The organism is Aporhodopirellula sallentina SM41 (assembly GCF_000346505.1).
Lineage (GTDB): Bacteria > Planctomycetota > Planctomycetia > Pirellulales > Pirellulaceae > Rhodopirellula > Rhodopirellula sallentina.
Window position 1 is genome coordinate 1 of record NZ_ANOH01000352.1, and the last position, 12,393, is coordinate 12,393.

Consider the following 12,393-nt stretch of genomic DNA (forward strand, 5'->3'; position numbering starts at 1 on the left):
TCCTTTTCAGATGCTCCATTGGAGAGCGTTAATAAGGTGTCACCCAAAATTTCGCGGAGACTGAAGGGGATCTTTTCGAGGTCGAGTTTGCCGGCTTCGATTTTAGAGAAATCCAAGATGTCATTGAGTAGCTGCATCAACGATTCAGCGGACTGTTTCACGATGTGTTGGTAGTCTCGTTGTTCGTTCGACAATTTGGTGCCGAGTAAAAGGTCCGTCATGCCAATGATCCCGTTCATTGGCGTTCGGATCTCATGACTCATCGAGGCCAGGAACGCGCTCTTGGCATGGTTCGCCGATTCGGCTTCTTGCTCGGCCCGCAGGGCTTGATTCCTGAGATTCCTCAGTGGTTTGTAAACGAACTGGCGAGTAATGAGCACCGACGTGAACGAAACCGCGATGCTGAGGATCATTGCCAACGCGATATTGGACAACACGTTGCGGCGCAGTTGCTCGGAGATGGCACGTCGCGACATCACCACGCTGACTTCGCCGATGATCTGTTCGCGATAAGTGACATCCACCGTTGCGACGGCAAAACGCGGGGACCGACCGTAGCCTTTGAGGCTTAGCAGCGGTGTGTTGGGTTTACGACGAGCGGCGAGTTTCTCGGTGCCGTCGTTCACTTCCGCGTAGATGATATCTTGGTTCGTGAGGGACGCTTTGAGCAGATCATCGATCGTCTGCTCATCGACATTCCACAACGGTGTCGCGGTGGTCGTCGCGATCGACACCGCAGCCCGGTTTGCGGCATCCATCAGTCGTTCGTCCAGCTGCCTCAGCGTGGCGTAGGCGGCAACCGCACCGAAGACCGCCAAAGTGATCAGCACGGTCGCGACGAGCGCGGTGATGTAACGAAGCGAGATCTTTCGTTCGTCGGCGTCTGGGTGAACCCTGTCTGAGTTTGCGTGCGAAGTCATTCGTTAGAAGAGCTTCTTTCGACGGACGGGCGATCTTCGCCGATCTGCGTAGAGGTTTGCGTGTCGCCGATTTGCGAATCTTCGGGTGGCAAATTGTACTGAAAATGGTACGCCTGCGAATCGGGCTGATCGAGTTTCGAGAACTGTTTGAAGTCAATCCGCTGCCACTGTTCGGCCCGTAGACTCTTTTGGTAATCGTCGACATTATCCGACGTGATGAGCCGCATGGGTGACGTGAAATGAGTTGGGATTCGCGACAATTCTAAACCGTTGAAGTAATCATGAAGGACCACGGCGACCCATCCGCCTTCTTGGAAATGGCCGCCCACCGTCGCGGACAGTGATCCATCTTGGATGGCCTTGATGGCTTGCCGCGTCGCATCGACACCGCCGACGATCAAATTGTTACCAGGCACCAGCCCGCGGTCCCGAACCGCTTCGATAGCTCCCATCGCCATTTGATCATTGGCGGTCCAAACGACAGACGCGTCCGGGTATCGTCGCTGCAGGAAACGACAACGACTCCTCGCGAAACCCTCTTTCCAATCGGCCGCAACGAGTTGATCGAGAACGGCCTCGTCACTCCGTGCGGCAATCGCATCCATCAAACCTGCGGTCCGATGCAAGGATGCTCCATGAGACACCGTACCGCCTAATGCGATCACGTGAACGCGTCCGTCGGGGCCGAGCCGGTTTGGATCTTTTTTGGCCTCGTCGATAAGACTGTTGGTGAGATCGAACCCGGCGCCGTAGTCATCGGGCAACATCTGGCTAATCCAATATTTCAGATGCTGTCTTGGTTCGCCTGCTTTTTCTTTCTGCTCAGCGACAAGTCCCGAGTTGATCAAGAAGACCGGAACCTTGTAGGAGTTTGCGATACGCAGGAATCGCAGTCCGCCTCGTTTGAAACTCTGAACGACGAGGCAGCTCGGTTTCACGTTGCGTTCGCATTCCGCTCTGACAAGGCTCGACATGGTTTCGAGGCTGCCGTCGGCAAAATGAAAATGCACATCGAGTCCGAGTTGGCCGGCCGCGACGTTCATGAACTCGGCGAACTGAATCCAGAAGGGGTCGTCTTCGTCGCTGCCTATCAGTACCACGACCCGAGGTTTGACGTCGGCATCAATCCTTTCATCCCCGCAGGCCAGTGACACGGGATAAGCAAACAGGCATCCAAGCAGCGCCGTCAAGAAGGCGCCGCTGGAGTATTTGGGCAGCCGGTGTGCCACGACCGGACCGATCCATTGAAGGATCATTATCAATGCCTTGGAGAATCAATGTCATCGATCCCGGAGTCTCTGCACGCGAGGTCTGAGCATGCGACGCCCATCCAAAACCAGGGATCGATTAAACGAACGAAACCAACAGCGGATTATATACGAGATCTTTGTTTCCGTTGTCGCTTTCTGCCGCAGTGCTAATTGTTCGCAACGCGAAAACAAACGTTGTCCGCACTGGCATTGCCTTGCCCGTCACGCACAATCACAAACAGGCGGTAATTTCCGGGCTGGTCGGGTGTCCGGATAACGGCTTCCCCGTCTCGAGCCCTGACGAGGCAATTCGGAAACAGTGGCGGAACGGATTCGCGGTCCCCACCGACGCTGCGTTCGGTCGTTTCGGCCTGCACGTACCACGTGTAGACCAGCGGGTCGTCATCCGGATCGGTCGCCTGAACACGACTCGTCACCAACTCTCCCGGCCCAAAGGTGGCTTCGGTCAAATCGGAATCGATTTGAGAGACCTTGGGACAACGGTTCTCCGGCCACTCGCCCGTCCACGCACGGCACATCGCGTCGACCTGGGGCAGCTTCTCTCCCGATGGCAGGAACATCCCGTACCACGTCGACGTTTTCTCTTGTTTCTGGCCCCAAAGAAAGCAGTAACTGCCGATACAAATGTCGCCAGCGTCCTCGGTCAGAATCGACTGCGTGACGAAATAGCTCGCTGCCTTGGCACGACTACTCGGCTCGATCGCCGCGCCCCATGAGGTTTGCGGTACCTCCCAATGACCCGATGGTCCGAACTCCGTCAATGCAAACGGTTTATTCCAACCCGCCGCCTTCACATCGCCGGCAACCGATGCCGCCGCGCCGTACGAGTTCACGCCGAGAACATCGATGTTCGGGTAATGATCCATGATTCCTTTGATTTTCAACGCCGAGGCACCCGCGATAACCGTCATGACCGGATGGTTCGGGTCTTCTGACTTGATGATCTCTGCAAGGTGATTGAGTTCCTTCCAAATACGAATGGCGCCGCTTTCCGATTCGGGGCCTTCCATCTCGTTTCCGAGTCCCCACATCAAGATCGCAGGGTGGTCTTTGTATCGCCGGACGGCCTCCCGCACTTTCTCACGTTGGTCGGCGACCTGTTTGGGGTCGGAGTAATCGAACCCGTGGCGCTCGTGTTGAATCCAAATTCCGACTGAGACGGAGATGCCGAGTTCTTCGCAGTAGTCGAGCAGCGGTTTGTTGTCGATTCGCTTGTCGAGGGTTTCGATTCCCCATGTGCGAATCGAATTGCCCCCACACTTGACCAGTTCCGGAAGGTGGTCCGATCCGCCGGCACCGCGTATGAAGTAGGGCTCGCCATCTCGCAGGAGCGCGAAATGACCCTGATCATCCCTTTTGACGGTTACCTCAGCGGCCCGAGACCTCTCAATCGTCAAAAACGACACGCAGAGCATCCCGACACAAAAAATCGACAATCGTTTGGCGTAATTCATTGTGCAATGTTCTCTTGGGGGAAGATTGTGCATAAAATTGCATTGTAGCAATCCGTCGGCGAGAGTGTCTAAAAAAAGTCTGGTAATGGCGAAATCGGTCAATCAACAACTCATCGCAGATCAACTTCAGATCTCACGTGCGACGGTGTCACGGTGTTTCACCAATCACCCCGGAATCAATCCCGAAACTCGTGCCAAGGTTTTTCGTCTCGCTGCTGCACTCGGATATAACCATCTCGAAAACCGTACCGGGAAGAACCGACGCAACGCGGATTTGAATCGTGTTGGTGTTTTGATTTGTACCAAAGTCGAAGACTATCTAAGCACGGACTATCAAAGTCCCGGGGAACTTCTGATTGCCGGTGTGAGCGACTACGCGCAGTTGAATGATTCGAGTATCGAAATTCACTACGTTGACCCGTCCGACAAACAACTGACCGACGAGTCTTATAGCAAGATCCAACCACTGCGTCAGAAAGAATTCGATGGACTATTGTTGGTGTATCCTTTTCCAACGCACGTTGTCGATCAACTCAATTTATTATTCCCGGTCGTGTCCCTGGTCGAGCAATACAGCGGTACGCCGATCAACTGCGTCGATGTCGATCATCATCGCGGAATATCAACGATTATCGGAAAATTATCGGAATTGGGGCATCAACGGATCGGATTCCTGACCCACGACTATGGGATGGAAGCACACTGGGCAATGCGGCGATTTTCTGCCTACATCGAGGAGATGACCCGTCGCGGATTGATGATCGATCCGGCCAACATTCTCAATGTTCGTCCCGACGATCGGGCAACCGTGGAAGAGACCTATCAGAAGGCGCTCGAACGCACTCGCTACGGTGTTACCGCCTGGGTCTGCGCGGCCGATCATCAGGCCTATGGTTTGATTTCATTCCTCAAAGAACACGGTCTCAGTACCCCAACAGATATCTCGGTGACTGGCTTTGACGGAATCGATTCGCCCGATGATTCGCCTCAACTAACAACAGTCGCCATTCCTTATTATGAGATCGGACAAATCGGATACCAGCGTCTACAGGAACTTGCGTCGAAGCGATTCGGATCGGCACAACACACGATGCTAGATTGCGCCCTTCGCGACGGGGAAACGATCGGTCCGGTCAAATAGCGACATCCCGTTCGCGTGGATGATACGCGTATGGAAGCATCCTGTGATGCTCGAAAAGGGCGATTCAATCGAGCCGTCGAACTGAAAACGGCCGGTCGTAGCACCGCTGGCGATCATCCAAAAATAAACCGAAAAGTGCGTAAATTACGGGATAGAAAAGTGTGCATAAAATTGCATTATGTGATTGTAATCGCAATGGCGGTCACCTAAAAAGGAGACTGTCGATCGCGTTTTTTGCCCCATCCAGGAGACCCATAATGAAGTTGCTTTGTTCGTTTGTTCTCGTTGCTGCTAGTGTTTTCGTGACGAACTGCTTCGCAGAAGAATCAGTCGATGCGAAATCTCTCGACTTCGGAGACTACTCATCGTCGACCTTAACCACCAAAGGTTGGGACGCTTATAACGCCAAGAAGTACAAAGTCGCCGTGGCTTACGCGAAGGAGTGCATCGATCGTTATGGAAAAGAAGCTGTTGCGATGCAAAAGGAACTCGATGCTCCTGTGCCATCGAGCGATAAGGATGCCGTCCAAAGCAAATGGGCACTCAATGATGTCGGCACGTGCTATTTCATCATGGGACAAGCGCTTGAAAAGTTGGAACAGACCGACGAGGCGATCAAGGTCTACAAGAAACTGCTGAAGGATGTGCCCTTCGCACAGTGCTGGGACCCGCAAGGATGGTTCTGGAAACCCGCCGACGCCGCGAAGAAGCAAGTCAAAATGCTCGAGTTTCAACAGCTAGAAGACGAGTAAGAAACGCTGCTTTCACGCACCACGCAGTACAGCCCGTTAGCCGCGGTTGATAAGGTGTAACCGCGGCTAACATCTGCCGCGCAGTGAAACGATCTATGAAGCGTTCTGATCGTCTCCTCTTTTTCGCCGCGTCTAATGTGGACTACCGGGATGGGATAACTCAAACGCGTTTGGGTCCCCTTCGGTCAAGAGCCATGATTTGTTGATTGCCAACGATTGGAATGTCTGATGCGTTCCATCTGGCCAACTGACGGTAACTTCACACGTCTTGTTTCGGTTTTCTGAGACGCCTTGTTTCCCGAGACCGATGCGAATGACCTTTTCATTGCTGCACAGGTAACCGTCGCCTGAGGTCATTGGAATCGTCCACTGCGTGTTGGTGATGTTCGCGTGCACCAAACTGCCGATTGCGTCGCGAGAGCATTGCCGGCCGGACAGTTGAATCTCAATCCAATTTCCCGCGTCTTCGGTTTGATTGACCAGCAACGCCACCGGTTCGGTCTGATGGGTGACGGCGAAATCGGTCAGACCATCCCGATTGATGTCCATGGTCCACAAAGCCCGACCGACGTGCGGTGTTTGCAAGTACTCGCCCTGGATCATGTCGGTGATCAATTGATAATCACCGGCGGGACGGCGTTGATATACCAAAGGCAGTTGTGCGTATGGCGCGGCGTCTTCGCCCGGGTACGTGTCGATATGACCGTTGGTGATGACCATTTCTGAATGGCCATCGTTGTCGAAGTCGATTGCTTCCGTTCCGAATCCAACGAAGGGCAGGGAAGAAGCGTGCAAACTTTGCGTCGTCGTCTGGTCACGCCACAACCCGTCATTGACCTGTTCGTGATAGGTGTTGGATTCTCCGAGAAAATTGGTGATGAAGAAATCAACATCACCATCGCGATCGAGATCCGCCGCGGTCATCCCCATTGATCCCTGCCCGGGGGATCGTTCGCTGGATCCGAGCCCTCGGAGGACGGCGGATTCTCGTAAGCCAAAGACGATATCTGTTGTACGACTCCAATAGTGGTTGCTCGTAAGGTCGTTCGCGATAAAGACATCGAGACCAGGATGGGAGTCAAATGAGCCGACACAGATTCCGAGTCCACGACCGAGAACGTCAGGGTTCGCTGACCAATTGTCGGTTTGGTCGGTGAATTCGCCGGTGAGTGAACCGTGTAGGAAGCAATCTCTCGCACCTGGGAACATCAGTGGCGAACATGCCCGGACCAAAGCCGTTGATGCTTGACGACACTCTTTCGTTACCGGATCGAGACCTTGGCCGTAGTTCAAAATTGTCAGGTCGTTGAGTCCATCGCCGTCCAAATCAGCAATCGCGCCGCTAGACGACCACTCGACCGAAGAGACGTTCTGATCGAGACGATGACTCTCGTCGGAAAACGATCCGTCACCGTTGTTGATTAACAGAACGTTGGGACCGTAGTTCAGTACGAGAAGGTCGGGAAACCCGTCTTCGTTTACATCACCAACGGCCACCCCCTGACCGAAACCGGGGTCGCCTGTTGCAGATGCAGACGTGACGTTGTCCAACGTACCTTCCAAGTTTCTCCACAACGAGTTCTCGATGGAATCTCTCTGCGACGGCTTGCCGCCCGCTGCAACGAGATAGATGTCATTCCAACCATCCAGGTCAAAATCAATCGCACCTCCGCCGCACCCGAGCGTTTGGTAATGCATAATACCGGGTTGGTGCAGTTCGTCGCCGGTGCGTCCATGGAAACGCAGTTGTCTCCGTTCCGCCTCATTCTCCAATCGAATGTTGCCAGCCTCTGCCACCGCTCCGGTGGAATGAGATGGAATCGGCGTTCTTTCGTTGTCCGCCGATCCAATGACAGGGAGCGGCAAATGGCTGAGGTCGATACTGACTTCGGGGTGAGAATCCACGAGTTGCCATGGTGTGTCCCGGCGAAGCAATTTGACCGTTTCGTCTCGTACTTCTTTTGCACGTTGATTGCTGTCTCCCGGCAACGTGGTTGCTATCGACAGCCAAGCTTCTGCGTACCATAGTCGCCCGAGCTGTTTTTGTACGATCGCCATATCAACGAGATCGTTCGGCGATGTCTTTCCTGATTTGAGGAAACGCGTCCGCAGGTGGCGAAATCGGGTGAGCAGTCGCACACGGGAATCCAACGCATTGATTTGTTGATCGTGGAGGCCGTGCTGATTACCAACGAGGGCAAGGGACATGCTGAGTTTGAGCCATGATTCGCGGATCGCGTCATCACGGCGGACGGCTTCCCAGTAGGAACGAGCCGCGTGGGTGGGTTGGTATTCCTTCTGGCACCAATCACCGAGTGCCAACCAGTAGAAGGCGTGGTCTTGGACAGACTCGGGAACGTCCGCGACGAGTTTCTGAAACTCATCGTCTCGTCCGGCGTCAACAAGCACGCGGCTCAGCAGTGCCAACGAGGGTGCGTCGTCAGGTGTGTCTTGCAAAATTTGCTGAAGAATTTCGGCAGCCCGATCGAGATCACCGTCGTCGAACCGGACTCTCGCTTCGGCGATCAATGGTCGTTTGTCGCGAGGATGCCGCTCAGCAATTTTAACGAGAGACTGCGAACTCTCCGATCTCGCCTCGGTATCGCTCATTTCCAGAAGGAGGTCGAGATCGAACTGTCGCTGGCGTACGAGATACCGACCGTGGGGAATCGATCGCGGGCGATCTTCCACACCCCAGCACATTTGAAACAACATTCGCCGGAGAACGTGTTGATCGGGACACGTCACGACGGCGGTCTCGAGCAAATCGATGCAATCGAAAAGTCGACCGACGGCGAGCAGGGCTGCCACGGTGCGTTGGATACGGGCGGTGTCTTGGAATTGATCATTGCGACATGCGTCGATCATCAAATCCGCCGCCACGTTGGCTTTGTCGTTTTGGTGTGCTGCTCTCGCGGCGAGTTCCAACGCCTCGACATTGTCGTAATACTGCAGCAAAACCGATGGAGTTAACGCGTCGGCCTGTTTCCAATCTTGGAAACGGATCGCGGTTTGGAACTCGGCTAAGAGATCGACTGTCGTCGGAGAAGTCTCGGTTGGTAGTTCCGTGGAACGTTGGCAACCGGACAGGCAAAACAAGATCAGCAGTGCCGGGAGCCAGCTACCATGTCTCACACTCGAGCCCTCTCATATGGATGGTGCCGAGCAAAATCATCTACCGTTGTCGTCAACTTGCTGGGCGACATGGTGCTCGGAGTCAACGTATTCAACATCGACGTGCTCGTTGTCAATGTACTTGGTGATGAAGTACTCGGCGATGAAGTACTCGGCGATGAAGTACTCGGCGATGAAGTACTCGGCGATGAACGAGCCTAAAATGGAAACACCGATCACATCGTGATCGGTGCGCTTGTCGTCTTCGATCCGGAATGGTGAGAGGCTTTCTCACAACACTCGTTCCGAGATCGTTTTGAAGACTATTTTTTGCCGTAGGCTTCGGCCATGGACTTGGAATATTCTGCTTGCCGTGCTTCGAGAGCGGCTTTGTCTTCGGCTGTCATTTCCGGTGGTTCAACAATGCCGGTGTTCCCCTCGCAACCGATCGCGACGAGAGCTCCTAACAACAAACCGCTACAGCAGATACGAGAAAGAGTTTTGTTCATTTTGGATCTAGTGTTTGTAAAAAGTGGACTGGGTTACCGACGATGCCCCGGTGCAGCGACTGGCTGCACCGGGGTTGGACGTCAGCAATTCAAACGTCGGGATCGATCGAGATTAGAGTTCTTCCTCGATGACCTCTTTGCTAGCACGCGTTCCGAGTGCACCCCAAAGTCCGTACGGGCTCTTCGAACCTGGGCTTTGGTTGCCGGTGAATCCGAATCCGACTTGACCGTTCTTTTGGTTGCCGGCTTCGATCGAATCGGTGATGAACTTGACCGCTCCGTCACCCAACAGCACGTGAGCACCACCTTGGTGACGACTACTCGGCGGGACGATGCCTTCTTGGCCGGGCCAATCGCCACCGTAGCAAACTTCCGAGTTGGGCGGACGAATCGTCATCACACCTGAGTAGTAGTGTTCACCGTTGGCCCACTGGTAACCACGACCGAGGGTTGCATTGACGCCGCCCATCGTGTTTGTTCCGGCGGTCCAGAACTGAGGACGGAGTGGGTCGGGGAGACCTGCGTCGACACATGCCATTGGGTTGAGCATTGGAGGCGAACCAGCCGCGTTGAGTTGACGGGCACCATTGGTTCGAGTGTCGTTGTCGCCAAGGTCGGTGGTCAGCTCGCCAGCCATGATCGTGTTGGCGAGACCATCGAGAACATCACGAAACGCCATCTTCTGGTGGTTGACGAACATCCCACGGCAACCGGCACGTGCTTCCTGAGCGGCAGTCGAATCGTTCGCGTTCAAGTCGCCACCGCTGCGGGCGGCAATTTCGATCTTGTACATCGAGTCACCAAAGCAAGCACCGTAGTTGGTACGTCCTTGGGCGGGCAGACCGAAGCCTGGATCCGATGGGCAGCGGAACGTCGGGACGTTGGTCATCCACGGTTGATAGTCGTACCGGAAATCGACCGGCTTTGGACCCATGGCAGGCCATGTTCCGCCTTGCACGCTCGGGTTCGAAATCTGCTCCCAAAGTGCTTGGTTTTCAACAAATGGGGTCAGGCCGACCAACCAACTGAGTTGTTGGTTGTTTGCGATTGTCGAATCGTCCCACCAGTTCGTTCCTGGGAGGATGCCTGTTCCGGTCTTGTTGATCGGCAACTGGTTGTAAGCAGAGTGGTAGTTGTGAACTGCGAGTCCGATCTGTTTAAAGTTGTTACTGCAACTCATACGACGGGCTGCTTCACGGGCGGCCTGAACTGCAGGGAGTAAGAGTCCAACGAGGACACCGATAATGGCAATCACAACTAGAAGTTCGACCAGGGTGAAACCTGACCGTGCTCGATTGAAACGTTGCATGAGAATTTACCTCAGGAAAATGATAGGGAATTGAGACGCATCGAAAGGCTTGAAAAATTGGAAGAAGAATAATGAATTCGCTAGCCAATTCAGTGTGCGGATAGCACGGATAGACAGGTTCAATTCATAGGCGCCTCTTATGTTTTCTATGGGTCAGGGAAGGTTGTTACTATGCAAAAATTGAAAGGGTTGACGCGATGTGAGCTTGCGTCGGAAGGATTATTGAGAGGTGATCCGCGCGACGGATTCTCTTCGTTGCAGTTCTGCGTTCATGACAGGAAACTCACAGGTTCCCCCCTGCATCAATTGGACGATTCCCTCCGCGGCGACGACTCCCATTTCGACACCGGGCTGACGAACGGTGGTCAGTGGTGGTGAAACGTAAGACGATTCGGCTTGATCATCGAAGCCAACGATCGAGACGTCTTCGGGAACACGAATTCCTTTGCGCTGTAGCGCCAATCGAGCCCCGTAGGCGACCATGTCGTTGGCACAAAAGACTGCGGTGAATGATTTGCCACGCATCAGCAATGAGTTGACCGCGATGATTCCCGATTGCGCGGTGAAGTTGCCGTCCAAGACCAAATCAGGGTCGAGTTCGATGGAGGCATCAGCGAGTGCTTGGGCGTAGCCTTGGAAGCGACGGATCGCGTCCTGGTGGTGGATGATTCCGCGGACGATCGCAATCTCGCGGTGTCCGAATTCGATCAGGTGTTGGGTGGCATCGTAGGCACCGGAGAAATTGTCAACGTAGACGCACTGGCCTTCCCAACCGGCAACGTCTTTTCCGACGACCACGGTGGGAATCTGCTCTCTGAGTTGATCGAGATCCTTTTGCGAGATATCGCCGCCGAGCAGGATCAGGCCATCGACCTTTCTGCCCATCAGGGTGCGGATGACGTCGAGTTCGGTGCTTTGTTCCCACTGTCCGTCGACAAAGATCGGAGAGTAGCCGGTTCCGGTGAAACCTTGGATCACCCCCTGCATCATCATGTCGTAGAAGGGGCTGCCGATCTTCTGAGTGACCACGCCGACGGTCATGGAACGACCGCTGGCCAGTCCGCGAGCAAACACGTTGGCTTGGTAGCCCAAGGATTCAGCCGCTTCCAAAACCGTCTTGCGGGTTTTGGGATTCACGATCGCCAAGTCATTGAGAACTCGCGAGACGGTGCTCTTGGAAACGTTGGCCCGTTCGGCGATGTCCTTGATGGTGATGTCGTTGAGTTTCATGGAATCCTCGGGGGCACAAAGACGGATGCAACCGCTTTCAACTAAATGTATGCATTTGATCAAGTCGTTGCAACCGGTTTCAGTAAAGATTTCCCAAAATAACGGTTTAACGCGTAATGTGAGCACCTTAGGTTGCAACCGGTTGCAGAAACGAATACAGTGAACGCACCTAAAGTGGGGTTAAGACCCGTAGGTGTGAAACTGGTTGCGTCATTTGAAGGATTTTCGGATTCTTCCCCTCGGTCCATAGAGGATTTCCCTGTGTCCAACGAAGTCGTTCCATCCGAGGCGGGCACACCGTCTGAGAATCGTGGGGCTAAGAATCGCGGAGCTAATAAACCTGGCGCTAAGAATCCCGGGGGAACGCCTGCGGCGGATCCCGGCAACCCCGCAGACTCTGGGACCGGGATGTCGGGCACGTCCGAAACTGCCAAACAAGGCAACCATGGGGAAAGGCTCAGCGTTTTTGAAAAGGTCGGCTACGGGCTCGGCGATACCGCGTCGAATCTGTTTTGGAAGACGTTTGAGTTTTTCTCGTCTACTTCTACACGGATGTTTTTGGTTTGACGGCGAAGTCCGCGGGCACCTTGATGTTGGTGACCCGGATCTGGGACGCGGTCAACGATCCGTTGGTCGGATATGTCGCCGATCGCACGCGGACGACGTGGGGACGCTTTCGTCCCTATCTGATCT

At 54.3% G+C, this 12,393-nt stretch carries 12 protein-coding genes; 5 read left to right on the forward strand and 7 right to left on the reverse strand.

Annotation, left to right across the window (positions count from 1 at the left end; genetic code table 11):
* The 3 genes from RSSM_RS23255 to RSSM_RS23265 form a co-directional block, all read right to left on the reverse strand.
* Positions 1 to 920 (reverse strand): histidine kinase dimerization/phospho-acceptor domain-containing protein (locus RSSM_RS23255; protein ID WP_008685011.1); only part of this gene is annotated, 920 nt, incomplete at its 3' end.
* Positions 917 to 2,176 carry an ABC transporter substrate-binding protein gene (locus RSSM_RS23260; protein WP_008685013.1) on the reverse strand — a complete coding sequence of 420 codons (1,260 nt, stop codon included), beginning with the start codon at positions 2,174 to 2,176 and terminating at the stop codon, positions 917 to 919. The genes RSSM_RS23260 and RSSM_RS23255, both read right to left, overlap by 4 nt.
* Positions 2,177 to 2,337: 161 nt before the next feature.
* On the reverse strand, positions 2,338 to 3,645 hold the full coding sequence (locus RSSM_RS23265; RefSeq protein WP_008685015.1) for a glycoside hydrolase family 2 TIM barrel-domain containing protein: 1,308 nt from the start codon (positions 3,643 to 3,645) through the stop codon (positions 2,338 to 2,340).
* An 85-nt stretch (positions 3,646 to 3,730) separates the two neighbouring features.
* Here RSSM_RS23265 and RSSM_RS23270 point away from each other — a divergent pair, with 85 nt between their 5' ends.
* Positions 3,731 to 4,786, forward strand: a complete 1,056-nt coding sequence (locus RSSM_RS23270; RefSeq protein WP_008685017.1) for a LacI family DNA-binding transcriptional regulator — start codon at positions 3,731 to 3,733, stop codon at positions 4,784 to 4,786.
* Between the two features lie 257 nt (positions 4,787 to 5,043).
* The gene (locus RSSM_RS23275) at positions 5,044 to 5,538 is read left to right on the forward strand and encodes a tetratricopeptide repeat protein (protein ID WP_008685018.1); all 495 of its coding nucleotides are present in this window, start codon (positions 5,044 to 5,046) and stop codon (positions 5,536 to 5,538) included.
* Positions 5,539 to 5,670: 132 nt separating this feature from the next.
* Here RSSM_RS23275 and RSSM_RS23280 read toward each other — a convergent pair whose 3' ends face one another.
* Positions 5,671 to 8,637, reverse strand: a complete 2,967-nt coding sequence (locus RSSM_RS23280; protein ID WP_008685020.1) for an FG-GAP-like repeat-containing protein — start codon at positions 8,635 to 8,637, stop codon at positions 5,671 to 5,673.
* A 27-nt stretch (positions 8,638 to 8,664) separates the two neighbouring features.
* Between RSSM_RS23280 and RSSM_RS33340 the strand changes: the two genes are divergently transcribed.
* A complete protein-coding gene (locus tag RSSM_RS33340; RefSeq protein WP_144060053.1) occupies positions 8,665 to 8,874 on the forward strand; it encodes a hypothetical protein in 210 nt (69 codons plus the stop codon).
* 101 nt (positions 8,875 to 8,975) lie between these two features.
* On the opposite strand, the gene RSSM_RS23290 is transcribed toward RSSM_RS33340, so the two are convergent.
* From RSSM_RS23290 to RSSM_RS23300, 3 genes are all read right to left on the reverse strand, one after another.
* The gene (locus RSSM_RS23290; RefSeq protein WP_008685027.1) at positions 8,976 to 9,161 is read right to left on the reverse strand and encodes a hypothetical protein; all 186 of its coding nucleotides are present in this window, start codon (positions 9,159 to 9,161) and stop codon (positions 8,976 to 8,978) included.
* Between the two features lie 112 nt (positions 9,162 to 9,273).
* Complete coding sequence (locus tag RSSM_RS23295) at positions 9,274 to 10,470, reverse strand: DUF1559 domain-containing protein (protein WP_008685028.1); 1,197 nt, start codon at positions 10,468 to 10,470, stop codon at positions 9,274 to 9,276.
* Positions 10,471 to 10,689: 219 nt separating this feature from the next.
* On the reverse strand, positions 10,690 to 11,700 hold the full coding sequence (locus tag RSSM_RS23300) for a LacI family DNA-binding transcriptional regulator (protein ID WP_008685030.1): 1,011 nt from the start codon (positions 11,698 to 11,700) through the stop codon (positions 10,690 to 10,692).
* 261 nt (positions 11,701 to 11,961) lie between these two features.
* Here RSSM_RS23300 and RSSM_RS34930 point away from each other — a divergent pair, with 261 nt between their 5' ends.
* Together RSSM_RS34930 and RSSM_RS34935 are read left to right on the forward strand one after the other, a co-directional pair.
* Positions 11,962 to 12,267: a hypothetical protein gene (locus RSSM_RS34930; protein ID WP_236621328.1), complete on the forward strand. Its 306-nt coding sequence runs from the start codon at positions 11,962 to 11,964 to the stop codon at positions 12,265 to 12,267.
* A gap of 20 nt (positions 12,268 to 12,287) precedes the next feature.
* On the forward strand, positions 12,288 to 12,393 hold a 106-nt coding region (locus RSSM_RS34935), incomplete at its 3' end, for an MFS transporter (RefSeq protein WP_315850023.1).